Here is a 22,595-nt window from a genome sequence, read left to right as displayed (position 1 = left end):
GATAAGCCGCTGCGGGTGGGCGGCTTTGTTTTCGATCAAGGCGGGCCAGGTCCGGCGCGTGATTGCGCTATTCCTCCTCATCCCCTTCATCGGTATCGGATTCGGTTTCTTCCGATTTTTGAGAGCCCTTTTTCGACCCAGGCTTCTTGTGAGCAGGCTTCTTCTGCACAGGCTTCTTGCGCGCGGGTGACTTGCGGGCTGCCTTATTGGCGGGAGCTTCGGCCCGCTTGGACGGATCAGGCTGGACATCCGGCTCCGGCTCGCTCGCCTTGGTCAGGCGATCGACGAGCCCAGACAGCGACTTCAATCCCTGCGCTGCGCCGGCCAGCAAAGCGAGCTCTTTCGAAATCATCGCGAGCAACAGCAGGAGCAGAACGGGTGGCAGAATCTTGCCTGCACTCTCGCTTCCCTTCTCCAACCCTTTCGGGAAGCCTTTCCGGACCGCCGCCCAGCTATCGGCTCCGAGCCCGCCGGCTTCCGCGGCAGCGGTGCGGACCCCGCGAACGATCGCGTTGACGGCCGGCGTCGAACCATCGCGGGCCGAGGCAGCGAGCCGACGCACGAAGTTGGCGGTGTCGAGCGCACGGTCAGCCAAGACGGCAGCGACCACATCGACATCGCGTTCCTCGGCCAGCGCCGCATCGTAAGCGTGCAGCGCCGCCTGCGCCGTATCATCGACGAACGGCGCTTCGTCGGCCTGCGCGGCGATGGCGTCGAGACTGTCCGCGACCTCGCGTCGACGCGCCGGGTCAGCCACCAGATCGAGAGCGACCCGGCCAGCCTCAATCTGGCGGGCCGCCGGAAACGCGGCCAAGAGATCGGCCGTCGACTCCGCGACGTCTTCGATGGCCGCGAGCGCGCCGGGGAACAGAAGGTCGCGCCCCTCCTCGCTGTCATAGGCCTTTCGATCCGCCTCGATGCTACGCCGGCGCGACAGGAGCAAACCGACATTGATTGCATCCGGCGGACAATCCAGCACCTCGATCAGTCGGTCTAGGGATTCGACCGGACGCAGTTCGGCCCCACGCTGGGCCAAGCGCTCGCGCAGGGCTTTCGCCTTGGCCAGAACTTCCGCCTGGAGTGCCGCAGCCGTCGCTGCGTCCGCTGGCGTGGACGGGAGCGGCCGCGCGACAATGCTTCCGCCCTGCTCTACGAAGACATGCGCCGCCGGCCGCTGCACGACGATGGCGTTCACCTCGTCTTCCGACAGCGCTTCCGGCGGCTTTGGGATTTTCGCCCGCGCCGCCTCGATCAACCCCGCGATCCGCCGGTTGATGTGGAGTGCGCCCTTGTCCCACTCCTCTTGCGGCCAGAGCATCGCCTCGACCAGTATCTGCTCGCCCGTTTCGCGCGGCAGGCCCCAGGGCGCGCGTCCGTCGCGGATCGCCTCGTACCAGTCGATCCAGACCAGGCTCCAGTCGGACGCGCCATCAGCTCGTCGCAGTGCAGCGGTCATCGTGATCCAGCTATCTGAGATCCGCTGTGGAACGTCGATTGCACGCCAAAGCGGTACATCACGCAGAGCATCGACCTTGTTGTGCGCGGCGATGTCTGCTGCGTCCTGCGAGAACATCAAATAAGCGGATTTGACGTTAGCGGCGGCATTTGCGGCGGATTCGGCGTAGGCGGCACGGGCAGCGGCATTAGCCGCTTCATAAGCAGCGGCGCGGGCCGCGTCGGCGGCAGAAGCAGCAGTGGCGGCATGCTCAAGTGCGGCGGCGGCAAAACGCACGTTCACGGCGAATATGGAGTTGGAACAGACGCGGGCGGCATTGAACGCCGCATTGGCAGCGGTGACAGTAGTGGCAGAGCGAGCGTCCATGTCGCGTTCAACAATGTTCGCGACAAAGCGGACGGCAGGGGTGTGATTTCGCAGATTCAAACTGCGGGTCGGCACCACAGCGACAAGCCAAGGCAGAGTTGCAGCACGAACAAGCGCCAAAAGACTGTCTGATGGCAGGTAACGTGGTGGACCTGGCGGAAGTGTCGCAACCAACGAAGCCAGCAACGGAACGACGCGTAAAGCCGCCCGCGCCGCCAATATCTCCGCCCACTCCCGCGGCTTGTCCGCGAGGAACCGCTCGACATCCTCGCCTGAGCGCAACTCGATCCTGCCGCTATCCGCCTCCACTCTTGCGCTCCCTGCCCCGACCGCACTGTGGAAGAGCGCCCCCAGCGTGGCAAGACGTGGATGGTCGGGACAAACCCGACCACGACGGGCGCACTTATTGCTATCGGCCGCCGCTCACCCCTCCCCGCGCTCCAGCCTCAGCTTCTCCCAATACTCCAGGCGCTTGCGGATCTCGCGCTCGAAGCCGCGCTCCGGCGGGTCGTAGAACAGCTGCCGCCCGAGCGCGTCGGGCCAGTAATCCTGGCCGGAGAAGGCGTCGGGCGCGTCGTGGTCGTAAGCGTAGTCGGCGCCATAGCCCTCCTGCTTCATCAGCTTGGTCGGCGCGTTCAGGATCGTCTTGGGCGGCATCAGCGAGCCGCGCTCGGCGGCGACCCGGCGCGCCGCCTTGTAGGCCTTGTAGGCGGCGTTCGATTTGGGCGCGGTGGCGAGATAGATGACCGCATTGGCGAGCGCGAGCTCGCCTTCCGGCGAGCCGAGCTGCTCATAGGTCTCGGCGGCGGCGCGGGCATGGACCAGCGCCTGCGGATCGGCGAGCCCGATATCCTCGACCGCCATCCGCACCAGCCGCCGCGCCAGGAAGCGCGGGTCCTCGCCGGCATCGAGCATGCGGGCGAAATAGTAGAGCGCCGCATCCGGATCCGAGCCGCGGATCGTCTTGTGCAGGGCCGAGATCAGGTTGTAGTGGCCGTCCTGCGCCTTGTCGTAGATCGGCGCGCGGCGCTGGATCACCTCGGCCAGCCCCGCCTCGTCGAAGATCTCGCCCGGCCGCGCCGCGCGCCAGAGTTCCTCCGCCAGCGTCAGCACGGCGCGCCCGTCGCCATCCGCGAAGCGGGCGAGTGCGAGCTTCGCCTCCGGCGTCAGCGGCAGATCGCGCTTTTCCAGATGCTCGGCCCGGCCGAGCAGGAACAGCAGCGAGCCCTCGTCGAGCGACTTGAAGGTCAGCACCCGGGCGCGCGAGAGCAGCGCGGCGTTGAGCGCGAAGGACGGGTTCTCGGTCGTTGCGCCGACCAGCGTGATCGTGCCGTCCTCCATGACGGGCAGGAAAGCGTCGAGCTGCGCCCGGTTGAAGCGGTGGATCTCGTCGACGAAGAGCAGCGTGCCCTTGCCGCCGAGCCTGTGGCCGCGCGCCTGCTCGAAGACCTTCTTGAGGTCGGCAATGCCGGAGAAGATCGCGCTGATCTGCTCGAAGCCGAGATCGACCTGCCCTGCCAGCAGCCGCGCCACAGTGGTCTTTCCCGTGCCGGGCGGGCCCCAGAAGATCAGGCTGCCGAGCGAGCCGGACTGCACCAGCCGCGTCAGCGCGCCCTCGGGCCCGGTCAGATGCTCCTGGCCGGCGACCTCGCCAAGCGTCGTCGGGCGCAGGCGGTCGGCCAGCGGGCGCGGGCCGGATTTGTCGAGCCCCGAGGCGGCAAAGAGATCGCTCATGACCTGCTCATCCTGTCATTCCGGGGCGCCGCGAAGCGGCGATCCCGGAACCCACGACCGGGCTGGACCTGCCGATGCGCATAAGAACGCTCCCCCGGTCATGGGTTCCGGGTTCAGGCCTCCGGCCTGCCCCGGAATGACAGAGATTGTACCTCACCCCGGGAGGAGCTTCGCTCATCCCGGGAAGACCGAGGTCACGCTCTGGCCGCCGCGCGAGATCGTCACCTCCCAGGCGCGCTTGCGCTCTTTGAGCGCGGTCTCGACGTCGCGCGAATTGACCATGCGCTCGCCGTTCAGCGCCTGGATGATGTCGCCCTTCTGGAAGCCGACGCGGGCGGCCGTGCTGCCCTCCTCGATCGCGGCGACGACGACGCCCTCGGTGCCGGCGTCGATCGCGAGTTCCTCGGCGAGCGCCGGCGAGAGATTCATCACGGTGATGCCCGAGAGCGGCGTGCGCCCCGCCAGCGTCACCGGCTCGCGCGGGCGCAGTTCGGGCGCCGGCACGAGCTTCACCGGCAAAACGACCCGCTTGCCGCCGCGCAGCACGGTCAGCGAGGCGACGCCGCCGAGCGGGCGCGTCGCGAAGCGGTAGCCGAAGGATTCGGGATCGTCGACGCCAAACCCGTCGACCGCCAGGATCACGTCGGAGCGGCGCAGGCCCCCCTCCGCCGCCGGGCCCTTGTCGACGACACCCGCCACGACCGAGCCGGCCGGCCGGTCGAGCCCGAGTCCGTCGGCGACATCGGGCGTCAGCGCCTGCAGCCGCGCGCCGAACCAGGGCCGGCGCACGGTCGTGGCGCCTGTCCGGGCGCTCTCGACGACCACCCGCACCATCGCGGCGGGAATGGCGAAGCCGATGCCGTGGCTGCCGCCCGAGCGCGAGAAGATCGCCGTGTTGATGCCGATGACGCGGCCCTGCATGTCGACGAGCGCACCGCCGGAGTTACCCGGATTGATCGCGGCGTCGGTCTGGATGAAGGACTGCGCGTCGCCGACGCCGATCTGCGTGCGCGCCAGGGCCGAGACGATCCCCTGTGTCACCGTCTGGCCGACGCCGAAGGGGTTGCCGATGGCGAGCACGATGTCGCCGATCTCGACCTTGTCGGAATCGGCGAGTTCGATCGGGACAAGATCCTTGGCGTTCTTGAGCTTGAGCACGGCCAGATCGGTACGCGGATCGCGCAGCAGGATCGTCGCCTCGACCTCGCGCTTGTCGGCGAAGGCGACCTTGACCTCGCTCATGCCCTCGATGACGTGGTTGTTGGTGACGACCAGCCCGCTCGCATCGACCACCACGCCCGAGCCGAGCGAACGCTGCACCCGCTCCTGCGGCACGCCGAAGCCTCGATCACCGAAGAAGCGCCGGAAGAACGGATCGTCCATGAAGGGGTTGCGCGGCTGCTTCTCGACGCGCGCGCCATAGACGTTGACGACGGCGCCGGCGCTCTTCTTCACCACGCCGGAGAAGGACAGCGAGATCTCCTGGCGGGTCTCCGGCACCTGCCGGACCTGCGCGGCGGCGGGCATCATCGACAGACCTGCGGCGGCTGCGAGCAGGAACGCGCCAGCGGCGCAGGAGCCGATCCTCACGAAAGCTGCGGTCATTCCGGTCCTCACAATGAAACAATGATATCGCGGCAACGTTTCAAAGCCGGCATCGATCCACCGATGCTGCCCATCACCGCCCGGTGGAGAGGGCGTGACACCTCGACCACCACGACACTGCACGCTGAAGGGAGCGGCCATGGGATTGATGCGACTGGTGTATGCCAGCGAAAGCCGGCTCGTCGAGGCCAATCGTCACCTCGAGATCGACCGGATCGTCGAAAGCGCCCGCCGCCTCAACGCCGGCAACGACATCACCGGATTCCTGCTCGCCACGACCGGCGCCTTTGCGCAGGTCCTGGAAGGCGATGACGGAGCCGTCTTTGAAACCTATACCCGGATTGCCGCCGATCCACGCCATGGGGCCATCCAGCTCCTGGCGAAGGCTCCCATCGACCGGCGCAGATTTCCGCGATGGTCGATGGGACTGGCCGAGCGCGACGAAACGACCAGCTTCATCTTCGGGCTCTACGGCGTGACGCCCGAAGCCGACCTGCCGCGACAGGAGGCCGACGTCCTCGTCGACCTCTCCGAAGAACTGGCGCGTCAGCGGGCCTGAGCGCCGGCCCGACGACCTTACTTGTCGGTCAGCAACAACCGGTACTTCTCGATTTCGGCCGGGACCAGCGTGGCAACGAAGGCCGGTGTGATTTCGTCCGCGTTCGGCACGACCGAGGACAGTTCCTTGAACCGGCCCTGCAGGTTGGGGCTGGCGAGAGCCGTCTTCAGCGCCGCGGTGAGCTTCGCGACCACAGGCTGCGGTGTGTTCTTGGGAACGAAAATCGCATTCCAGCCCTGCGCCTGAAACGCCGGCAGCCCTGCTTCCGCCGACGTCGGAACGTCGGGCAGGCTGGCCAGCCGCGACGGGGTCGCGACCACCAATGCCCTCACCTTCTCGCCCATGACAGCGCCCGACAGCGATGTGGCGGCGTCGCAGACGCCGTCGATCTGCCCTCCCATCAGGTCGTTGAGCGCCGGCCCCGCACCCCGATAGCTGACCAGCGCGACATCGACGCCCGACGCCTTGATGAAGGTCCGGCAGATCAGATAGTTCGACGAGCCGACGCCCGCATGGCCGAGGCTGATCTTGCCGGGATTGGCCTTCGCATAAGCGACGAACTCGGCCAGCGTCTTGGCCGGGAAATCGAGCTTCAGCGCGATCATCGGCGAGGTCTTGGCGACGAGGCCGACCGGCGCGAAATCCGCATGGGTGTATTTCAGGTCCGGATAGATGGTGTAGGAGGCGGCGTTGGTGCCGCTGTTGCCGATCACGATGGTGTAGCCGTCGGGCTCGGCCCGCGAGGCCCGCGACAGGGCGGTCGCACCGCCCGCCCCGCCCATGTTCTCCATCACGATGCGCTGGCCGAGCACGCGCCCCATCTCGTCGCCGACGAGCCGCGCGATGACGTCGGACGAACCACCGGCCGCGAAGGGCACGATCATGGTGATCGTCTTGGCGGGGTAGTTGTCCTGGGCGATGGCGGGCTGGGCAAGCCCGAGGGCCGCCGCCAGGATCAGGCCGGCTTTGGTGTTTGTCTTCATGTGCTGTTCCCCCCGCGGCGACCCGACGCCGTCTTGATGTGTTGCGCCAAGCCTAGTCGCGCGGCGATGCGCGGCCAAGCGGGATGACAGCCGTCCGGACAACGAAAAAGGGCGACCCGCGAGGGCCGCCCTTTCGAAACATGGCAACCGAGGAAACCTCAGGCTGCCTCGTCGTCCGCCGTGAAGACCGGGCCGGAATCCTTGCCCTTGGCCTCGACGTCGCGATCGACGAACTCGATCACCGCCAGCGGGGCGTTGTCGCCGAAGCGGAAGCCCGCCTTCATGATGCGCAGATAGCCGCCATTGCGCTCCTTGTAGCGGGGCCCGAGCACCGCGAAGAGCTTGCCGACCAGGGCGACGTCCTTGATCTGCGCGATCGCCTGGCGGCGGGCATGCAGGTCGCCGCGCTTGGCGAGCGTGATCAGCTTCTCGACGACCGGACGCAGGTCCTTGGCCTTCGGCAGCGTGGTGGTGATCTGCTCGTGCTTGATCAGGGCCTGGGACATGTTGGCGAACATCGCCTTGCGATGCTCGACCGAGCGGTTGAAACGACGACCGCGAAAACCGTGACGCATAAGGTGGCTCCTTCGTGATTACGGCCGCCGTGCCACGGTACGGCCGTTCTTTATGCTCCGACGCTCATGCGCCGGGCGGGGTAAGGCTGGCGCGGGGTCAAGCCCGCGCCGGCTGGATCAATAGTGCTCCTCGAAGCGCTTCGCGAGCTCTTCGATGTTCTCCGGCGGCCAGCCGGTGACGTCCATGCCGAGGTGGAGGCCCATGGTGGCGAGCACTTCCTTGATCTCGTTCAGCGACTTGCGGCCGAAGTTCGGGGTGCGAAGCATCTCGCCTTCCGACTTCTGGATGAGGTCGCCGATATAGACGATGTTGTCGTTCTTCAGGCAGTTCGCCGAACGCACCGAAAGCTCGAGCTCGTCGACCTTCTTGAGCAGCGCCGGGTTGAAGGGCAGCTGCGGCGCGGTCGAGACGGCCTCTTCCTTGCGCGGCTCCTCGAAGGTGATGAAGACGGCGAGCTGGTCCTGCAGGATGCGGGCAGCGAGCGCCAGCGCGTCCTCGGGCGTCACCGAGCCGTTGGTCTCGATGTTCAGCGTCAGCATGTCGCGATCGAGATTCTGGCCCTCGCGGGTGTTCTCGACGCGGTAGGAGACCTTCTTGACCGGCGAATACAGGCTGTCGACCGGGATCAGGCCGATCGGCGCGTCTTCCGGACGGTTCTGCTCGGAGGGGATGTAGCCCTTGCCGGTGTTGACCGTGAACTCCATGCGGATCTCGGAGCCCTCGTCCAGCGTGCAGAGCACGAGGTCGGGGTTCAGGATCGAGACGTCGCCGATGGTGTTGATGTCGCCGGCGGTGACCGTGCCGGGGCCGGTCTTGCGCAGGGTCATGCGCTTGGGGCCCTCGCCCTGCATCTTGACCGCGATGGCCTTGATGTTGAGGACGATGTCGGTGACGTCCTCGCGGACGCCCGGGATCGACGAGAATTCATGCAGCACGCCGTCGATCTGGACGGCGGTGACGGCCGCGCCCTGGAGCGAGGAGAGCAGAACGCGACGCAGCGCGTTGCCGAGCGTCATGCCGAAGCCGCGCTCCAGCGGCCGGGCGATGACCGTCGCCTGACGCTTCGGGTCGTCGCCGACCTTGACCTCGAGTTTGTTGGGCTTGGACAAATCCTGCCAATTCTTGCTGATCACGACCGCACTCCTGGTGCTTGAATTCAATGGCGGCGGCGGGCCGCCCCGGACCGGCGCCCGCCGGTGCGGGCGCCTCGAAGCTCAGACGTCAGACGCGACGGCGCTTGCGCGGACGGCAGCCGTTATGCGGGATCGGCGTCACGTCGCGGATCGAGGTCACGGTGAAGCCGGCGGCCTGCAGCGCGCGGAGAGCCGATTCACGACCCGAACCCGGGCCGGTGACCTCGACTTCGAGCGTGCGCATGCCGTGCTCGGCGGCCTTGCGGGCGGCGTCTTCGGCGGCGACCTGAGCGGCATAGGGGGTCGACTTGCGCGAACCCTTGAAGCCCATCGTGCCGGCAGACGACCACGAGATCGTGTTGCCCTGCGCGTCGGTGATGGTGATCATGGTGTTGTTGAACGAGGCGTTCACATGGGCGACGCCAGAGACGATGTTCTTGCGTTCGCGGCGCTTCACGCGCTGTGCTTCTTTAGCCATAGGTCTTTCATCCTTCGAGCGCGCCCGTGATGCCAGGCGCTGGGGAGAGGTAGTCCGCCGTCATGCTCGGGCTTGACCCGAGCATCTCAGGCAGGAGAAGGCGCACTGTGGCGCCCTCGTCGCGAGATCCTCGGGTCAGGCCCGAGGATGACGAACGCCTGCGGCGATCGTCACTTCTTCTTGCCGGCGATCGCCTTCGGCTTGCCCTTGCGGGTGCGGGCATTGGTGTGCGTGCGCTGACCGCGAACCGGCAGGCCACGGCGATGGCGCAGGCCGCGATAGCAGCCGAGATCCATCAGGCGCTTGATGTTCATCGAGACTTCGCGGCGCAGGTCGCCCTCGACGAGATAGTCGCGATCGATCGCCTCGCGGATCTGGAGAACCTCTGCGTCGGTCAGCTGGTTGACGCGGCGCTCGTCGGCGATGCCGACCTTGGTGCAGATTTCCTTGGCCTTGGCCAGGCCGATGCCGTGGATGTACTGCAGGCCGATGACGACGCGCTTGTTGGTGGGAATGTTGACGCCGGCGATACGAGCCATGACGATCTCTCCATGTCGGCCGGCAGACGCCCAATGGCGCACCAGCGGTTTAAAGATGCTCCGCGCCGGTGGAGGCCGGCCTCTGCGAAACGTTGAACCCATCGCATGCGGGAAAGCGACGTCGTCCCTTCTCTCGAAGGCAACGGCATCGCTGGCATGCAACCGGAAGTCGGGTCGTTAGCCGCTGCGCCGCGACGAGTCAACCCGCCGTGGTCAAGAAACATGCCAGGCCGCCAAGGGCCTCGCCGCAACCGCATCAACAGGCGACGAGCCTCGACAGCGTCGTCAGATCGCTTGGCGGTGCCACCGGCGGCGGCGCGCGCCTCGCCATCGCCAGGGCGTCGCAGGCTTTCGCAGCCTGTCCGCTCTGGGCATAGGCGAAGCCGAGATGGCTCCAGTGCAGGGCGCCGGCCTGCGGATCGCGCACCACGCTCTCGAGCAGGGGAACAGCCTCGGCCGGCCGCCCGAGCATCAGGAACAGCCGCGCCTGGTCGGCGAGAATCGCGGGATCGCCGGGCCTCAGCCGCGCCGCCGTGGCAAACAGCTCCTCGGCATAGGCTGCATCCTTGAACCGCCCGACAACGATGATGGCGAAGCCGTGATAAATCTCGGGAGCGTTCGGGATCAGCAGAAAGGCCTGATTGTAGCGCCGCGCCGCGCCGGCGAGATCGTTTGCGGCGAGCGCCTGCTGCGCGAGTTCGAGAGCCCGGCGATAACCGACCTCGCGACCGCCTGCAGCCTCAACCGCCGCTATGAATGCCCGGTCGGCGGCCAGTTGATCGACGGTCTTGTCGCGAAAGCCGAAGAACGGCAGCTCGCTGAGCGGCGCATCATAGCTGCGGCGCGTCACCGAGACGCCCGGCGCGACAACCACGCTGTCGGCCGAGGCCGGCGCCGATGCCAGAGGCGCCACGGCGACGAGCCAGGCCAGACAGCAGAGCCCGAGCCGGACTCTGCGCCGACGCATCAGCCCGCCAGCGCCCGCTCGATCACCGCCGTGACGTCGTCGACCGGCTGCATGCCGTCGATTTCGATCACCTGACCGCGAGCCGCATAATAGGGCGAGACCACGGCAGTGTCGCGGTTGTAGGCGTCGAGCCGGGTCTTGAAGACCTCGGGATCGTCGTCCTTGCGGACCGGCTGCCCGGCCGCCCTCGCCTCTTCGGCGCGCTTGATGATGCGATCGACCAGCTTCGACTGATCGACCTTCAGCTCCAGCACCGTGTCGAGATCGAGCCCCTTCGAGGCCAGCATCGCGTCCAGCGCCTCGGCCTGCGCCAGCGTCCGCGGGAAGCCGTCGAGGATGAAGCCCTTCTTGCAGTCGGGCTCCTCGATCCTGTCCGCGACGATGCCGATGACGATCTCGTCGGAGACCAGCCCGCCGGCATCCATCACCGCCTTCGCCTTGACGCCGACCGGCGTTCCGGCCGCAACCGCGGCGCGCAGCATGTCCCCCGTCGAAAGCTGCGGGATGCCGTGCTTCGCGACGATGCGCGCAGCCTGAGTGCCCTTGCCCGCCCCCGGCGGCCCCAGGAAGATCAGTCGCATCAGCGTTTCGCCCCTCGCAATTTAGACTTCTTGACCAGCCCCTCATACTGATGGGCCAGCAGATGTCCGTGAACCTGCGCCACGGTATCCATCGTCGTCGTCACCACGATGAGCAGCGACGTGCCGCCCAGCAGGATGATCGGTATCTGGGCATAGGTGATCATGAACTCGGGGATAAGGCAGACGATAGTCAAATAGCCGGCGCCGAGCACGGTGATGCGGGTCAGCACGCGGTCGATATGCTCCGCCGTCCGCTCGCCGGGGCGGATGCCCGGCATGAAGCCGCCATGCTTCTTGAGGTTGTCGGCCGTCTCCGTCGGATTGAACACGATCGCGGTGTAGAAGAAGCAGAAGAAGATGATCAGCGCCGCATAGAGGATCATGAACAGCGGCCGGCCATGGGCCAGATAGGTTGCCATCGTCGCCATGAAGCCGGTGCCGCCGGCGGCCTGCGAGAAGCTCGCGATCGTCGTCGGCAGCAGCAGCAGCGACGAGGCAAAGATGGGCGGAATCACGCCCGCCGTGTTCAGCTTGAGCGGCAAGAACGAGGTCTGCCCCTCATACATCCGGTTGCCGACCTGGCGCTTGGGATAATTGATCAGCAGCCGGCGCTGGGCGCGCTCCATGAACACACAGAACGCGATGACGCAGATCGCCATCACCAGGATCAGCAGCAAAAGCCCTGTCGAGATCGCGCCCTGGCGGCCGAGCTCGAGCGTCTGCGCGAGCTGGGACGGAAACTCCGCGATGATGCCCGCGAAGATGATCATCGAGGTCCCGTTGCCGATGCCGCGGCTGGTGATCTGCTCACCCAGCCAGAGCAGGAACATCGTGCCGCCGACGAGCGTAATCGTCGTCGAGAGCAGGAAGAACGGACCCGGCTCCAGCACGAGATTGCCCGAGCCCTGCAGGCCGACACCGATGCCATAGGCCTGGAACACAGCGAGCACGAGCGTCAGATAGCGCGTGTACTGGTTCAGGACCTTGCGGCCCTGCTCGCCTTCCTTCTTCAGCGCCTCGAAGGTCGGCACGACGCTCGACAGCAGCTGGATGATGATCGAGGCCGAGATATACGGCATGATCGCCAGCGCGAAGATCGCCAACCGGCCGACCGCGCCGCCCGAGAACATGTTGAACAGCCCGAGCACACCGGTCTGGGTCTGCTTGAACAGATCGGCGACCGCGTCAGGGTTCATGCCCGGCAGCGGGATATAGGTGCCGAGCCGGTAAATGATCAGCGCGCCCAGCGTGAACCAGATCCGCTTCTTCAGCTCGTCCGCCTTGGCGAACGCCCCGAAGTTCAGGTTTGAAGCAAGCTGTTCAGCCGCCGATGCCATGCGTCCGGTCCTTGGTCTTCAGATCCATGGGTACATTCGTCTGCACCCGGTCAAACAGTCAAACGGCGGCCAGGGCTTCTGGCCCGGCCGCCGTTCGCGAGTCGTCATGTAAGCTCTTGGCTCACGCCTGTGAAGCGGCAGCCGCCAGGATCGTGACGGAACCACCAGCCTTTTCGATCGCCTCGACGGCCGACTTCGACGCGCCATAGACTTCGAAGGCGAGCTTGGTCTTGAGTTCGCCGACGCCGAGGATCTTGACGCCGTCCTTGGCCTGCCGGGTGATCACGCCCGCGGCGACGAGCGCCTCGATCGTGACGGTGCCCTTCGCATCGAGCTTGCCGGCCTCGACCGCCTGCTGGATGCGACCGAGGTTCACCTCGTTCAGATCCTTGGCGAAGAGGTTGTGGAAGCCGCGCTTGGGCAGGCGACGATACAGCGGCATCTGGCCGCCCTCGAAGCCCTTGACCGCCACGCCGGAGCGGGCCTTCTGACCCTTGACGCCACGGCCGCCGGTCTTGCCCTTGCCGGAGCCGATGCCCCGGCCGACACGGATGCGCGACTTGTGCGCGCCTTCATTGTCACGGATGTCGTTGAGTTTCATCGAACGATACCCCTCACTTCGCGTCGACGACGCGCACGAGGTGCCTGACCTTATCGATCATGCCCCGCACGGACGGCGTGTCGACCAGGGTCGACTGCCTGCGAATCTTGTTGAGGCCGAGACCGATCAGGGTCTGGCGCTGCGAAGCCTCGCGGCGGATCGGGCTACCGATCTGCTCGACGACGACCATCTTGGTGTCTGACGTTGCCATGGTTGCCACCTCACGCTTCGACAGCGGCGTCGGTGCCGGCATCGCGGCGACGCGTCTGCAGGGCCGAGACCTTGAGGTTGCGGCGCGCGGCGACACCGCGCGGGCTGTCTTCGTTCTTCAACGCATCGAAGGTCGCGCGAACGAGGTTGTAGGGGTTCGAAGAGCCGAGCGACTTCGACACCACGTCCTGCATGCCGACCGCCTCGAAGACGGCGCGCATCGGGCCGCCGGCGATGATGCCGGTACCGGCCGGAGCGGCGCGCAGCACAACCTTGCCCGCGCCGTGACGGCCCTGGACGTCGTGATGGAGCGTACGACCCTCGCGCAGCGGGATCCGGACCAGGCCGCGCTTGGCAGCTTCCGTCGCCTTGCGGATGGCCTCGGGCACTTCACGGGCCTTGCCGTGGCCGAAGCCGACGCGGCCCTTCTGGTCGCCGACGACGACGAGCGCGGCGAAGCCGAAGCGACGACCACCCTTCACCACCTTGGCGACGCGGTTGATGTGGACCAGACGGTCCACGAATTCCGAATCGCGCTCTTCGCGATCGCGGTCACGAGGCTCTCTCGCCATTGTCTTTCCTCTTACTTGCGCGGCCGCCGGGTCCAGGCCCTGCGCCGCTCGCTCGAGCGTTCCTGGTGGAACGACGTCTCAAAAGATGAAGCCCGGGCCGCCACCGCGCCCAAAAGCGCGGTGGCGGCCCGGGGGAACCGAACTCAGAAGTTCAGGCCGGCTTCGCGAGCCGCATCGGCCAGCGCCTTGACGCGGCCGTGATACATGTAGGAGCCGCGGTCGAAGACCACGTCCTTCACGCCCGCCTTGACGGCGCGCTCGGCGATCAGCTTGCCGATCGTGGCAGCCGCCTCGACATTCGCGCCCGACTTGATGTCGGTGCGGATGTCCTTGTCCAGGCTCGACGCCGAAGCGAGGGTGACCCCCTTCACGTCGTCGATGACCTGAGCATAGATCTGCTTGCCGGTGCGATGCACCGACAGGCGGGCGCGGCCATTCGCAACGGCCTTGATCGCGCGGCGGACGCGGGCCTTGCGGCGCGCAGTGTTGTCTGTCTGCTTGCTCATGGCGGTTACTTCTTCTTCCCTTCCTTGCGGAAGATGAATTCGCCGGCATACTTGACGCCCTTGCCCTTGTAAGGCTCAGGCCCGCGGTAATCGCGGATTTCAGCGGCGGTCTGACCGACCACCTGCTTGTCGATGCCGGTGATGACGATTTCGGTCGGCTTCGGCGTCACGATGGCCACCCCTTCCGGGATCGCATAGTCGATATCGTGGCTGTAGCCCAGCGACAGCTTGAGAACCTTGCCGTTGACGGCGGCCTTGTAGCCGACGCCGTTGATCTCGAGCTTCTTCTCGAAGCCGGCGGTGGTGCCGACGACGAGATTGGCGATGCGGGCGCGCGAGGTGCCCCAGAGCGAGCGCGCACGCTTGCTCTGCGAACGCGGCTGAACCGCGATCTCGCCATTTTCCATGGCGACCGAAACGTCATCGGGAACCAGGAAGGAGAGCTCCCCCTTGGCGCCTTTGACCTTGACGAGCTGGCCGGCGACGTTGGCGGTGACGCCAGCGGGAACCGGAACAGGCTTCTTACCGATACGAGACATTGGATTTCTCCTGAAAACGAGCGGCGCGAAAGGTCAGAAGACCTTGCAAAGCACTTCGCCGCCCACGTTCTGCTCGCGGGCAAGGTGATCGGGCATCACACCCTTCGGGGTCGAGATGATGGTCACGCCAAGGCCATCGGCCACGCGCGGCATCGTCTCCACCGAAGAATAGACGCGGCGGCCGGGCTTGGACACACGCGAGATCGACCGGATCACCGGCAGTCCCTCATGATACTTCAGCTCGATGTCGAATTCCGTCCGGCCATTGCCGAATTCGGTCTGGGTGTAGCCGCGGATGTAACCCTCGGACTGAAGCACGTCGAGCACGCGGGCCCGAAGCTTCGAACCGGGGGTCGAAACGCGCGACTTGCGCCGCATCTGCGCATTGCGGATGCGGGTCAGCATATCTCCAAGCGGATCAATGATCACGATGCGTACTCCTCACCAGCTCGACTTGACGAGGCCGGGAACCAGCCCCTTGTTGCCGAGCTCGCGCAGCGCAATGCGCGACATCTTCAGCTTGCGGTAGACGGCGCGCGGGCGCCCCGTGACTTCGCAGCGGTTGCGCACCCGGTTAGGCGCCGAGTTGCGCGGCAGTTCGGCCAGCTTGAGGCGAGCGAGGAACCGCTCGTCCATGGACTGGCTTTCGTCATTGGCGATCGCGAGAAGCCGCGCGCGCTTGCCGGCGAATTTCTTCACCAGAGCCTTGCGGTGGTTGTTGTTCTCGACGGAGCTTTTCTTAGCCATCGATCTCTCCTGGTTTCCGCGTATGAACGCTTGAGTTCACTGCCGGAACGGGAAGTTGAAGTGCTTGAGCAAGGCGCGCGCCTCGTCGTCCGACTTCGCAGTCGTGCAGACGATCACGTCCATACCCCAGACCTGGTCGACCTTGTCGTAGTTGATCTCGGGGAACACGATGTGCTCCTTGATCCCGAGCGCGAAGTTGCCGCGCCCGTCGAACGACTTCGGGTTGAGGCCGCGGAAGTCTCGCACCCGCGGCAAGGCGATGGTGACGAGGCGATCGACGAACTCGAACATCTTGGTCTTGCGCAGCGTCACCTTGCAGCCGACCGCCATGTTCTCGCGCAGCTTGAAGCCGGCGATGGCAAGACGGGACTTGGTGATGACCGGCTTCTGGCCGGCGATCAGCGCGAGGTCGCCGGCGGCGTTGTCGACCTTCTTGCGGTCCGCGGTCGCTTCGCCAACGCCCATGTTGATGACGACCTTCTCGATGGTCGGCACTTCCATGACGTTCTTGTAGCCGAACTCGGCGATCATCGCCGGACGAACGACGTCCTCATAGTGCTGCTTCATACGCGGCGTGAGCGCCGCCTGCTGATTCTCAGCCATCGATCAGATCCCCCGAACGCTTGGCGAAACGGACCTTGCGGCCATCATCCAGGACCTTGAAGCCGACGCGGGTCGGCTTGCCATCCTTGGGGTCGGCCACGGCGAGATTCGACAGGTCGATGGTGGCCTCCTTGGAGATGATGCCACCCTCGGACTGAGCCGAAGCCTTGGTGTGCTTCTTGACCATCATGACGCCGCGCACGATGGCGCGGGCATCCTTCGGGATGACCTGGAGCACTTCGCCGGCCTTGCCCTTGTCACGACCGGCCAGCACGACGACCTTGTCGCCCTTCTTGATTTTCGCAGCCATCACAGCACCTCTGGCGCAAGCGAAATGATCTTCATGTGGTTCTTGGCGCGCAGCTCGCGCGGAACCGGTCCGAAGATGCGGGTGCCGACAGGCTCCTTCTGGTTGTTGATCAGAACGGCCGCATTGCGGTCGAACCGGATCACCGAACCATCGGCGCGCTTGACGTCCTTGGCGGTGCGAACGACGACCGCCTTCATGACGTCGCCCTTCTTCACCCGGCCGCGGGGAATGGCTTCCTTGATCGAAACGACAATGATGTCGCCAACGCGGGCATAGCGCCGCTTCGACCCGCCGAGAACCTTGATGCACATCACGCGACGGGCGCCGGAATTATCCGCGACCTCGAGATTCGTCTGCACCTGGATCATGGCCTTGATCCTTCCAGTGTGTATCAGCGCGGTTTCCCGAAAGCATCAGTGCCTCCGGGACTACGACTGACGGGGGTCGATCGCCCCCTGGCCTCAAAACAAAGCACGAACCGCAAAAGTGCCACGCACTCTTGCGGCGAAACATGCCCGACTTCTATTCCGCCCTCCCCGCTGCCCGACCAAAATCGGGCGACGGAGACCGCGTTGACTTACGCCTTGGGGGCGCCGTCGAGCAAAATCCAGCTTTTCAGCTTGGAAATGGGCTTGGACTCCTCAATCCAGACCTGATCCCCGACCTTGACCACCTGCGCCTCGTCATGGGCGTGATAGTTCTTGGAACGGCGAACCGTCTTCTTGAGGAGAGGGTGCGTATAGCGCCGCTCGACCTTGACCACAACAGTTTTGTTCTGCTTGTCGCTGACGACGACGCCCTGCAGCACGCGCTTCGGCATTGTCTGACTCCTCAGGCGCTCGCCGCGACGGTCTTGGACCGCTGCAGCGTCTTGATACGGGCGATGTCCTTGCGGACTTCGGTCACCCGGGCGGTGTTGTCGAGCTGGCCGGTGGCCTTCTGAAAGCGCAGGTTGAACTGCTCCTTCTTGAGCTTCAGGAGTTCGTCCTGGAGCAGGTCCACGCTCATGGCGTTCAGGTCGGACAGGCGTTGCGAAGCTTTCATCTCGTCCTCCCTCTTACTCGGCGATGCGCTGGATGAAGCGCGTCTTGATCGGCAGCTTGGCCGCGCCGAGGCGCATGGCCTCGCGAGCGGTCTCTTCGGGCACGCCGTCGATCTCGAACATGATCCGGCCCGGCTTGACCTTGGCTGCCCAGAATTCAGGCGCGCCCTTGCCCTTGCCCATGCGGACTTCGGTCGGCTTCTTCGACACCGGCACGTCCGGGAAGATGCGGATCCAGACACGGCCGGCACGCTTCATCGCACGGGTGATCGCGCGGCGGGCCGCCTCGATCTGCCGGGCGGTGACCCGCTCCGGCTCCTGGGCTTTGAGGCCGAACTGGCCGAAGTTCAAATCCGTGCCGCCCTTGGCGACGCCCGAAATGCGCCCCTTGAACTGCTTGCGGAACTTCGTCTTCTTTGGTTGCAACATGGCTTTTCTCGATCAGCCTTTATGCATGCTCGCGACGATGGCCACCGCCGGAACGGCTGCCCTCATCTGCCATGCGCTTGTCCTGGGCCATCGGGTCGTGCTCGAGGATCTCGCCCTTGAAGATCCAGACCTTGATGCCGCACGTGCCGTAGGTGGTGAAGGCGGTGCCCACACCGTAATCGACATCGGCGCGCAGCGTGTGAAGCGGAACGCGGCCCTCGCGATACCATTCCAGCCGCGCGATCTCCGCGCCGCCGAGACGGCCCGAGCAGTTGATGCGGATGCCCTCGGCGCCCAGACGCATGGCCGACTGAACGGCCCGCTTCATGGCGCGACGGAAGGCGACGCGACGCTCGAGCTGCTGGGCGATCGAGTCGGCGACGAGCGTCGCGTCGATCTCGGGCTTGCGCACCTCGACGATGTTGATCGTCACATCCGCCTTGGTCAGCTTCATCACCGACTTGCGGAGCTTCTCGATATCGGCGCCCTTCTTGCCGATCACCACACCCGGACGCGCCGAGTGAATGGTGACGCGGCACTTCTTGTGCGGGCGCTCGATGATGATCTTGGAGATCGCGGCCTGCTTCAGCATCTTCATGAGGGAGGCGCGGATCGCCATGTCCTCATGCAGAAGCTTGCCGTACTCGCCCTTCTGCGCGAACCAGCGCGAATCCCAGGTGCGATTGATGCCGAGGCGAAGCCCGATCGGATTGATTTTCTGACCCATCGTTCTCTCCTCAGGCCTTGGCCGCGGCGACTTCGCGCACGATGATCGTGATGTTCGCGAACGGCTTCAGGATGCGGGCGCCACGACCGCGGGCGCGGGCATGGAAGCGCTTCATCACGAGGGCCTTGCCGACGAAGGCCTGGGCCACGACGAGATCGTCGACGTCGAGATCGTGATTGTTCTCGGCGTTGGCGATCGCGCTCTGCAGGCACTTGCGCACATCCAGCGAGATCCGCTTGCGCGAGAACTCGAGATCGGCAAGTGCGGTCGAGACCTTCTTGCCGCGGATGAGCTGGGCGAGGAGGTTGAGCTTCTGCGGCGAGACGCGAAGGTTGCGGGCGACCGCGACGGCTTCGTTCTCAGGCAGCGCACGGGGGGCTGATGCTTTTCCCATGGCTTACTTCCTCTTCGCCTTCTTGTCGGCAGCGTGGCCGTGGAAGGTGCGCGTCGGCGAGAACTCGCCGAACTTGTGGCCCACCATTTCCTCGGACACGTTCACCGGCACATGCTTGTGGCCGTTGTAGACGCCGAACGTCAGACCGACGAACTGCGGGAGGATCGTGGAGCGACGGCTCCAGATCTTGATGACCTCTGACCGAGCCGCCGAACGGGCAACCTCGGCCTTTTTCAGAAGGTATCCGTCGACAAACGGACCTTTCCAAAGCGAACGCGCCATGACGGACCTCAGTTCTTCTTCTTGCGGGCGTGACGGCTCGACACGATGAACGTATCGGTCCGCTTGTTCGAGCGGGTCTTCTTGCCCTTGGTCGGAAGACCCCAGGGCGTGACCGGATGACGGCCACCCGAGGTGCGGCCTTCGCCGCCGCCATGGGGATGGTCGACCGGGTTCATCGAGACACCGCGGTTATGCGGACGACGGCCGAGCCAGCGCGAGCGACCCGCCTTGCCGTCGTTCCTGTTCATGTGGTCGGGGTTCGAAACCGCGCCCACCGTAGCATAGCACAGGCCGCTGATCAGGCGCTGCTCGCCAGAATTCAGGCGGACGATGACATAGCCCTGATCGCGACCGACGATCTGGGCGTAGTTGCCGGCCGAACGCGCCAGCTGGCCACCCTTGCCGATCTTCAGCTCGACATTGTGGACGATCGTGCCGATCGGCAGCGAGCCCATCGGGCCGGCATTGCCGGGCTTCACGTCGACCGAGGGACCCGACACGACGCTGTCGCCGACGGCGAGGCGCTGCGGGGCCAGGATATAGGCCTGCTCGCCGTCGCTGTACTTGATCAGCGCGATGAACGCGGTGCGGTTGGGATCATACTCCAGCCGCTCGACGACGGCGGGAATGCCATCCTTGCCGCGGCGCTTGAAATCGATCAGGCGCAGCGTCCGCTTGTGTCCACCGCCGCGGAAGCGGACGGTGATGCGGCCGAGATTGTTACGGCCGCCGGAGGACGACTTGCCCTCCGTCAGCACCTTGAGCGGCTTGCCCTTGTAGAGCTCGCTGCGGTCGACGATCACGAGCTGGCGAAGGCTCGGCGTGACCGGCTTGAAATGCTTCAAAGCCATGTTTGCGATCCTTCCTTACAGGCCCGTGGTCACGTCGATGGAGTGACCTTCTTCGAGGGTCACGACCGCCTTCTTGACGTCGGCGCGCTGGCCCAGACGACCGCGGAAGACTTTCATCTTGCCCTCGGTGACCAGCGTGTTGACGCTCTTCACCTTGACGTCGAAGAGCTTCTCGATCGCGGCCTTGATCTGCGGCTTGGTCGCGGTCTTGGCGACCTTGAAGACGACCTTGTTGTGCTCGGAGAGCATCGTCGCCTTCTCGGTGATCACCGGCCCACGAATGACGTCGTAATGGCGCGGGTCCATGGTTTTGGCCTGGCTCATGAGAAGCGCGCCTCCAGCGCATCGACAGCCGCGCGCGTCAGGACGAGCTTGTCGCGACGCAGGATGTCATAGACGTTGATGCCCTGGATCGGCAGGACGTCGACATTCGGGATCGAACGCGCAGCCAGGCCGAAATTCGTGTCGATCTCGGCACCGCCGATCACGAGCGCGCTGGACAGCTCCATCTTGCCGAAATGGCCGAGCAGGAGCTTGGTCTTCGGCTCGGCCAGCTTGGCGTCATCGATGATGATGATGCCGCCGGTCTTGGCCTTCGACGAGAGCGCATGGCGCAGAGCCAAGGCGCGGACCTTCTTGGGCAGATCGTGAGCATGGTCGCGCACGATCGGACCGAAGGCCTTGCCGCCGCCGCGGAACTGCGGAGCCGACGCTGCACCGTGACGGGCGCCGCCGGTGCCCTTCTGCTTGTAGATCTTCTTGCGGGTACGGTCGACTTCCGACCGGCCCTTCGACTTGTGCGTGCCGGCGCGGCGCTTGGCGAGCTGGTAGCGCACCATGCGGGCCAGGATGTCGGCGCGCGGCTCGAGGCCGAAGATCGCATCCGAGAGCTCGACCGAACCGGCCGAGCCACCTTCGAGGGTGGTGATATCAAGCTTCATCACGCGTTCTCCTCAACCGTCTCGGCTGCGGGAGCCGGCGCATCGCCGCCATTCAGCTTGAACTTGCCCGGAAGCGGAGCATCCTTGGGCAGGGCGCGCTTGATGGCGTCGCGCACATGGATCCAGCCGCCGGCATGGCCGGGAACGGCGCCTTCGACCAGAATCAGGCCACGCTCGACATCCGTCTGGACGACGCGCAGGTTCTGCGTGGTCACGCGCTCCGCACCGAGATGGCCGGGCATCTTCTTGTTCTTGAAGGTCTTGCCAGGATCCTGACGACCGCCGGTCGAACCGATCGAACGGTGCGAGACCGAGACGCCGTGGGTGGCGCGCAGACCGCCGAAGTTCCAGCGCTTCATGCCGCCGGCAAAACCCTTGCCGAGCGTCGTGCCGCTGACGTCGACGAACTGGCCGACGACGAAGTGGTCCGCCGTCAGCTCGGCGCCGACCGGGATCAGGGCATCGTCGCTCACGCGGAATTCGACGACCTTGCGCTTGGGCTCGACCTTGGCGACGGCGAAGTGGCCGCGCTCAGCCTTCGAGACATTCTTGACCTTGGCCAAGCCTGTGCCGAGCTGCACGGCGACGTAGCCGTTCTTCTCGATCGTGCGATGAGCGACGACCTGGCAGTTATCGAGCTTCAGCACGGTGACCGGGATATGTTCGCCGGCATCGGTGAAGATGCGGGTCATCCCGACTTTCTGTGCAATCACACCGGAACGCATCGGTGCATACCTTCCCTTGGGGTCATACTCACCCAGCCAAAACGCTGGAGGCAGAGGACCCGGCTAAAAACAAATCAGAGCTTGATTTCGACGTCGACGCCGGCGGCGAGATCGAGCTTCATGAGGGCGTCGACCGTCTGCGGGGTCGGGTCGACGATATCGAGAACCCGCTTGTGGGTCCGCATTTCGAACTGCTCGCGCGACTTCTTGTCGATGTGGGGCGAGCGGTTGACCGTGAACTTCTCGATGAGCGTGGGCAGCGGGATGGGCCCGCGGACCTGGGCGCCCGTCCTCTTAGCGGTCGACACGATCTCGCGCGTCGAAGCGTCGAGAATGCGGTGGTCGAACGCCTTGAGGCGGATCCGGATGTTCTGACCGTTCATGGTACTTTTCTTCCTGAGGCGAATGGCGAGTGGCGAGTGGCGAAAAGCGTGGGACGCCTCTCGCCAGCCGCTATTGGCCTCTTCAAGCGATGATCGAAGCGACGACGCCGGCGCCGACGGTGCGGCCGCCTTCGCGGATGGCGAAGCGCAGCTTCTCTTCCATCGCGATCGGCACGATCAGGTGAACTTCCATAGCGATGTTGTCGCCCGGCATCACCATCTCCGTGCCCTCGGGCAGGTGCACCACGCCGGTCACGTCCGTCGTGCGGAAGTAGAACTGCGGGCGGTAGTTCGTGAAGAACGGGGTGTGGCGACCGCCCTCCTCCTTGGTCAGGATGTAGGCCTCGGCCTTGAACTTGGTGTGCGGCTTGACCGAGCCCGGCTTGCACAGGATCTGCCCGCGCTCGACGTCCTCGCGC

The 22,595-nt window shown here is 65.5% G+C and carries 34 protein-coding genes; 1 reads left to right on the top strand and 33 read right to left on the bottom strand.

Annotation, left to right across the window (positions count from 1 at the left end; translation table 11 throughout):
* Positions 1-67: 67 nt before the first annotated feature.
* From Q8S38_RS06460 to Q8S38_RS06450, 3 genes are all read right to left on the bottom strand, one after another.
* On the bottom strand, positions 68-2,131 hold the full coding sequence (locus Q8S38_RS06460) for a hypothetical protein (RefSeq protein ID WP_305679600.1): 2,064 nt from the start codon (positions 2,129-2,131) through the stop codon (positions 68-70).
* A 114-nt stretch (positions 2,132-2,245) separates the two neighbouring features.
* Positions 2,246-3,556 (bottom strand): replication-associated recombination protein A, encoded by a 1,311-nt coding sequence (locus Q8S38_RS06455; protein ID WP_305679599.1) that lies wholly within the window; start codon positions 3,554-3,556, stop codon positions 2,246-2,248.
* A 174-nt stretch (positions 3,557-3,730) separates the two neighbouring features.
* Positions 3,731-5,161, bottom strand: a complete 1,431-nt coding sequence (locus tag Q8S38_RS06450) for a Do family serine endopeptidase (RefSeq protein WP_305679598.1) — start codon at positions 5,159-5,161, stop codon at positions 3,731-3,733.
* Positions 5,162-5,300: 139 nt separating this feature from the next.
* Between Q8S38_RS06450 and Q8S38_RS06445 the strand changes: the two genes are divergently transcribed.
* Positions 5,301-5,720, top strand: a complete 420-nt coding sequence (locus Q8S38_RS06445) for a BLUF domain-containing protein (protein WP_305679597.1) — start codon at positions 5,301-5,303, stop codon at positions 5,718-5,720.
* 17 nt (positions 5,721-5,737) lie between these two features.
* Here Q8S38_RS06445 and Q8S38_RS06440 read toward each other — a convergent pair whose 3' ends face one another.
* The 30 genes from Q8S38_RS06440 to Q8S38_RS06295 form a co-directional block, all read right to left on the bottom strand.
* Entirely contained in the window at positions 5,738-6,703 is a 966-nt protein-coding gene (locus tag Q8S38_RS06440; protein ID WP_305679596.1) for a tripartite tricarboxylate transporter substrate-binding protein, read from the bottom strand.
* Between the two features lie 158 nt (positions 6,704-6,861).
* Complete coding sequence (rplQ, locus tag Q8S38_RS06435; RefSeq protein ID WP_069055524.1) at positions 6,862-7,278, bottom strand: 50S ribosomal protein L17; 417 nt, start codon at positions 7,276-7,278, stop codon at positions 6,862-6,864.
* Between the two features lie 117 nt (positions 7,279-7,395).
* A complete protein-coding gene (locus Q8S38_RS06430) occupies positions 7,396-8,412 on the bottom strand; it encodes a DNA-directed RNA polymerase subunit alpha (RefSeq protein WP_305679595.1) in 1,017 nt (338 codons plus the stop codon).
* Between the two features lie 88 nt (positions 8,413-8,500).
* Positions 8,501-8,890 carry a 30S ribosomal protein S11 gene (rpsK, locus tag Q8S38_RS06425; protein WP_054144247.1) on the bottom strand — a complete coding sequence of 130 codons (390 nt, stop codon included), beginning with the start codon at positions 8,888-8,890 and terminating at the stop codon, positions 8,501-8,503.
* Positions 8,891-9,060: 170 nt separating this feature from the next.
* Positions 9,061-9,429, bottom strand: a complete 369-nt coding sequence (rpsM, locus tag Q8S38_RS06420) for a 30S ribosomal protein S13 (protein WP_305679594.1) — start codon at positions 9,427-9,429, stop codon at positions 9,061-9,063.
* 256 nt (positions 9,430-9,685) lie between these two features.
* Entirely contained in the window at positions 9,686-10,396 is a 711-nt protein-coding gene (locus Q8S38_RS06415) for a tetratricopeptide repeat protein (protein ID WP_305679593.1), read from the bottom strand.
* Positions 10,396-10,977, bottom strand: a complete 582-nt coding sequence (locus tag Q8S38_RS06410) for an adenylate kinase (RefSeq protein ID WP_305679592.1) — start codon at positions 10,975-10,977, stop codon at positions 10,396-10,398. The genes Q8S38_RS06415 and Q8S38_RS06410 overlap by 1 nt, the downstream gene beginning before the upstream one ends.
* The gene (gene secY / locus Q8S38_RS06405) at positions 10,977-12,314 is read right to left on the bottom strand and encodes a preprotein translocase subunit SecY (RefSeq protein ID WP_305679591.1); all 1,338 of its coding nucleotides are present in this window, start codon (positions 12,312-12,314) and stop codon (positions 10,977-10,979) included. Before secY ends, Q8S38_RS06410 begins: the two co-directional genes overlap by 1 nt.
* Positions 12,315-12,435: 121 nt before the next feature.
* A complete protein-coding gene (gene rplO, locus Q8S38_RS06400) occupies positions 12,436-12,915 on the bottom strand; it encodes a 50S ribosomal protein L15 (protein WP_305679590.1) in 480 nt (159 codons plus the stop codon).
* Between the two features lie 13 nt (positions 12,916-12,928).
* Positions 12,929-13,126: a 50S ribosomal protein L30 gene (gene rpmD / locus Q8S38_RS06395; RefSeq protein ID WP_305679589.1), complete on the bottom strand. Its 198-nt coding sequence runs from the start codon at positions 13,124-13,126 to the stop codon at positions 12,929-12,931.
* A gap of 10 nt (positions 13,127-13,136) precedes the next feature.
* Positions 13,137-13,697, bottom strand: a complete 561-nt coding sequence (gene rpsE / locus Q8S38_RS06390; RefSeq protein WP_054211954.1) for a 30S ribosomal protein S5 — start codon at positions 13,695-13,697, stop codon at positions 13,137-13,139.
* A 143-nt stretch (positions 13,698-13,840) separates the two neighbouring features.
* Positions 13,841-14,203 (bottom strand): 50S ribosomal protein L18, encoded by a 363-nt coding sequence (gene rplR / locus Q8S38_RS06385; RefSeq protein ID WP_305679588.1) that lies wholly within the window; start codon positions 14,201-14,203, stop codon positions 13,841-13,843.
* A gap of 5 nt (positions 14,204-14,208) precedes the next feature.
* Positions 14,209-14,742, bottom strand: coding sequence for a 50S ribosomal protein L6 (rplF, locus tag Q8S38_RS06380; protein WP_305679587.1), 534 nt, complete (start codon positions 14,740-14,742; stop codon positions 14,209-14,211).
* A gap of 33 nt (positions 14,743-14,775) precedes the next feature.
* Positions 14,776-15,171: a 30S ribosomal protein S8 gene (rpsH, locus tag Q8S38_RS06375; protein WP_082359449.1), complete on the bottom strand. Its 396-nt coding sequence runs from the start codon at positions 15,169-15,171 to the stop codon at positions 14,776-14,778.
* Positions 15,172-15,183: 12 nt separating this feature from the next.
* A complete protein-coding gene (rpsN, locus tag Q8S38_RS06370; protein ID WP_054211870.1) occupies positions 15,184-15,489 on the bottom strand; it encodes a 30S ribosomal protein S14 in 306 nt (101 codons plus the stop codon).
* A 36-nt stretch (positions 15,490-15,525) separates the two neighbouring features.
* On the bottom strand, positions 15,526-16,092 hold the full coding sequence (gene rplE / locus Q8S38_RS06365; RefSeq protein ID WP_054211871.1) for a 50S ribosomal protein L5: 567 nt from the start codon (positions 16,090-16,092) through the stop codon (positions 15,526-15,528).
* Positions 16,085-16,402, bottom strand: a complete 318-nt coding sequence (gene rplX, locus Q8S38_RS06360) for a 50S ribosomal protein L24 (RefSeq protein WP_054144258.1) — start codon at positions 16,400-16,402, stop codon at positions 16,085-16,087. The genes rplE and rplX overlap by 8 nt, the downstream gene beginning before the upstream one ends.
* Complete coding sequence (gene rplN / locus Q8S38_RS06355; protein ID WP_069692145.1) at positions 16,402-16,770, bottom strand: 50S ribosomal protein L14; 369 nt, start codon at positions 16,768-16,770, stop codon at positions 16,402-16,404. Before rplN ends, rplX begins: the two co-directional genes overlap by 1 nt.
* A gap of 209 nt (positions 16,771-16,979) precedes the next feature.
* The gene (gene rpsQ / locus Q8S38_RS06350; protein ID WP_305679586.1) at positions 16,980-17,222 is read right to left on the bottom strand and encodes a 30S ribosomal protein S17; all 243 of its coding nucleotides are present in this window, start codon (positions 17,220-17,222) and stop codon (positions 16,980-16,982) included.
* 11 nt (positions 17,223-17,233) lie between these two features.
* The gene (gene rpmC / locus Q8S38_RS06345; protein WP_305679585.1) at positions 17,234-17,446 is read right to left on the bottom strand and encodes a 50S ribosomal protein L29; all 213 of its coding nucleotides are present in this window, start codon (positions 17,444-17,446) and stop codon (positions 17,234-17,236) included.
* A 13-nt stretch (positions 17,447-17,459) separates the two neighbouring features.
* On the bottom strand, positions 17,460-17,873 hold the full coding sequence (gene rplP, locus Q8S38_RS06340) for a 50S ribosomal protein L16 (protein ID WP_069055533.1): 414 nt from the start codon (positions 17,871-17,873) through the stop codon (positions 17,460-17,462).
* Between the two features lie 19 nt (positions 17,874-17,892).
* Positions 17,893-18,600 (bottom strand): 30S ribosomal protein S3, encoded by a 708-nt coding sequence (rpsC, locus tag Q8S38_RS06335; protein ID WP_054144263.1) that lies wholly within the window; start codon positions 18,598-18,600, stop codon positions 17,893-17,895.
* 10 nt (positions 18,601-18,610) lie between these two features.
* Complete coding sequence (gene rplV, locus Q8S38_RS06330) at positions 18,611-18,994, bottom strand: 50S ribosomal protein L22 (RefSeq protein WP_305679584.1); 384 nt, start codon at positions 18,992-18,994, stop codon at positions 18,611-18,613.
* A gap of 3 nt (positions 18,995-18,997) precedes the next feature.
* A complete protein-coding gene (gene rpsS, locus Q8S38_RS06325; protein WP_054144265.1) occupies positions 18,998-19,276 on the bottom strand; it encodes a 30S ribosomal protein S19 in 279 nt (92 codons plus the stop codon).
* Positions 19,277-19,284: 8 nt separating this feature from the next.
* Positions 19,285-20,127 carry a 50S ribosomal protein L2 gene (gene rplB / locus Q8S38_RS06320; protein ID WP_305679583.1) on the bottom strand — a complete coding sequence of 281 codons (843 nt, stop codon included), beginning with the start codon at positions 20,125-20,127 and terminating at the stop codon, positions 19,285-19,287.
* Positions 20,128-20,142: 15 nt separating this feature from the next.
* Positions 20,143-20,451, bottom strand: a complete 309-nt coding sequence (locus Q8S38_RS06315) for a 50S ribosomal protein L23 (RefSeq protein ID WP_056714531.1) — start codon at positions 20,449-20,451, stop codon at positions 20,143-20,145.
* A complete protein-coding gene (gene rplD / locus Q8S38_RS06310; RefSeq protein WP_305679582.1) occupies positions 20,448-21,068 on the bottom strand; it encodes a 50S ribosomal protein L4 in 621 nt (206 codons plus the stop codon). Before rplD ends, Q8S38_RS06315 begins: the two co-directional genes overlap by 4 nt.
* Positions 21,068-21,793 carry a 50S ribosomal protein L3 gene (gene rplC, locus Q8S38_RS06305; protein WP_305679581.1) on the bottom strand — a complete coding sequence of 242 codons (726 nt, stop codon included), beginning with the start codon at positions 21,791-21,793 and terminating at the stop codon, positions 21,068-21,070. Before rplC ends, rplD begins: the two co-directional genes overlap by 1 nt.
* Before the next feature lie 74 nt (positions 21,794-21,867).
* A complete protein-coding gene (gene rpsJ / locus Q8S38_RS06300; protein WP_043237115.1) occupies positions 21,868-22,176 on the bottom strand; it encodes a 30S ribosomal protein S10 in 309 nt (102 codons plus the stop codon).
* 82 nt (positions 22,177-22,258) lie between these two features.
* Positions 22,259-22,595: EF-Tu C-terminal domain-related protein (locus Q8S38_RS06295; protein WP_465247594.1), on the bottom strand; the 337-nt coding region annotated here is incomplete at its 5' end.

The organism is Allobosea sp. (genome assembly GCF_030695125.1).
Lineage (GTDB): Bacteria > Pseudomonadota > Alphaproteobacteria > Rhizobiales > Beijerinckiaceae > Allobosea.
Note: the sequence above shows the minus strand (reverse complement) of the source record. Positions and strands in the feature narration are given on the sequence as shown.

Bases quoted from the DNA above. Each gene is read 5' to 3' on its own strand.
- Q8S38_RS06415 (WP_305679593.1), bottom strand. From the start codon at position 10,396: ATGCGTCGGCGCAGAGTCCGGCTCGGGCTCTGCTGTCTGGCCTGGCTC.
- rpsC (WP_054144263.1), bottom strand. From the start codon at position 18,600: ATGGGTCAGAAAATCAATCCGATCGGGCTTCGCCTCGGCATCAATCGC.
- rplF (WP_305679587.1), bottom strand. From the start codon at position 14,742: ATGTCTCGTATCGGTAAGAAGCCTGTTCCGGTTCCCGCTGGCGTCACC.
- Q8S38_RS06445 (WP_305679597.1), top strand. From the start codon at position 5,301: ATGGGATTGATGCGACTGGTGTATGCCAGCGAAAGCCGGCTCGTCGAG.
- rplD (WP_305679582.1), bottom strand. From the start codon at position 21,068: ATGAAGCTTGATATCACCACCCTCGAAGGTGGCTCGGCCGGTTCGGTC.
- rplQ (WP_069055524.1), bottom strand. From the start codon at position 7,278: ATGCGTCACGGTTTTCGCGGTCGTCGTTTCAACCGCTCGGTCGAGCAT.
- rplO (WP_305679590.1), bottom strand. From the start codon at position 12,915: ATGAAACTCAACGACATCCGTGACAATGAAGGCGCGCACAAGTCGCGC.
- rplV (WP_305679584.1), bottom strand. From the start codon at position 18,994: ATGGGAAAAGCATCAGCCCCCCGTGCGCTGCCTGAGAACGAAGCCGTC.
- rplP (WP_069055533.1), bottom strand. From the start codon at position 17,873: ATGTTGCAACCAAAGAAGACGAAGTTCCGCAAGCAGTTCAAGGGGCGC.
- rplC (WP_305679581.1), bottom strand. From the start codon at position 21,793: ATGCGTTCCGGTGTGATTGCACAGAAAGTCGGGATGACCCGCATCTTC.
- rpsM (WP_305679594.1), bottom strand. From the start codon at position 9,429: ATGGCTCGTATCGCCGGCGTCAACATTCCCACCAACAAGCGCGTCGTC.
- rpsN (WP_054211870.1), bottom strand. From the start codon at position 15,489: ATGGCTAAGAAAAGCTCCGTCGAGAACAACAACCACCGCAAGGCTCTG.
- rplX (WP_054144258.1), bottom strand. From the start codon at position 16,402: ATGGCTGCGAAAATCAAGAAGGGCGACAAGGTCGTCGTGCTGGCCGGT.
- rpsQ (WP_305679586.1), bottom strand. From the start codon at position 17,222: ATGCCGAAGCGCGTGCTGCAGGGCGTCGTCGTCAGCGACAAGCAGAAC.
- rpmC (WP_305679585.1), bottom strand. From the start codon at position 17,446: ATGAAAGCTTCGCAACGCCTGTCCGACCTGAACGCCATGAGCGTGGAC.
- rpsE (WP_054211954.1), bottom strand. From the start codon at position 13,697: ATGGCGAGAGAGCCTCGTGACCGCGATCGCGAAGAGCGCGATTCGGAA.
- Q8S38_RS06315 (WP_056714531.1), bottom strand. From the start codon at position 20,451: ATGAGCCAGGCCAAAACCATGGACCCGCGCCATTACGACGTCATTCGT.
- Q8S38_RS06450 (WP_305679598.1), bottom strand. From the start codon at position 5,161: ATGACCGCAGCTTTCGTGAGGATCGGCTCCTGCGCCGCTGGCGCGTTC.
- rplR (WP_305679588.1), bottom strand. From the start codon at position 14,203: ATGAGCAAGCAGACAGACAACACTGCGCGCCGCAAGGCCCGCGTCCGC.
- rpsK (WP_054144247.1), bottom strand. From the start codon at position 8,890: ATGGCTAAAGAAGCACAGCGCGTGAAGCGCCGCGAACGCAAGAACATC.
- rpsS (WP_054144265.1), bottom strand. From the start codon at position 19,276: ATGGCGCGTTCGCTTTGGAAAGGTCCGTTTGTCGACGGATACCTTCTG.
- Q8S38_RS06440 (WP_305679596.1), bottom strand. From the start codon at position 6,703: ATGAAGACAAACACCAAAGCCGGCCTGATCCTGGCGGCGGCCCTCGGG.
- rplE (WP_054211871.1), bottom strand. From the start codon at position 16,092: ATGGCTGAGAATCAGCAGGCGGCGCTCACGCCGCGTATGAAGCAGCAC.
- rplB (WP_305679583.1), bottom strand. From the start codon at position 20,127: ATGGCTTTGAAGCATTTCAAGCCGGTCACGCCGAGCCTTCGCCAGCTC.
- rplN (WP_069692145.1), bottom strand. From the start codon at position 16,770: ATGATCCAGGTGCAGACGAATCTCGAGGTCGCGGATAATTCCGGCGCC.
- secY (WP_305679591.1), bottom strand. From the start codon at position 12,314: ATGGCATCGGCGGCTGAACAGCTTGCTTCAAACCTGAACTTCGGGGCG.
- rpmD (WP_305679589.1), bottom strand. From the start codon at position 13,126: ATGGCAACGTCAGACACCAAGATGGTCGTCGTCGAGCAGATCGGTAGC.
- Q8S38_RS06410 (WP_305679592.1), bottom strand. From the start codon at position 10,977: ATGCGACTGATCTTCCTGGGGCCGCCGGGGGCGGGCAAGGGCACTCAG.
- rpsJ (WP_043237115.1), bottom strand. From the start codon at position 22,176: ATGAACGGTCAGAACATCCGGATCCGCCTCAAGGCGTTCGACCACCGC.
- Q8S38_RS06455 (WP_305679599.1), bottom strand. From the start codon at position 3,556: ATGAGCGATCTCTTTGCCGCCTCGGGGCTCGACAAATCCGGCCCGCGC.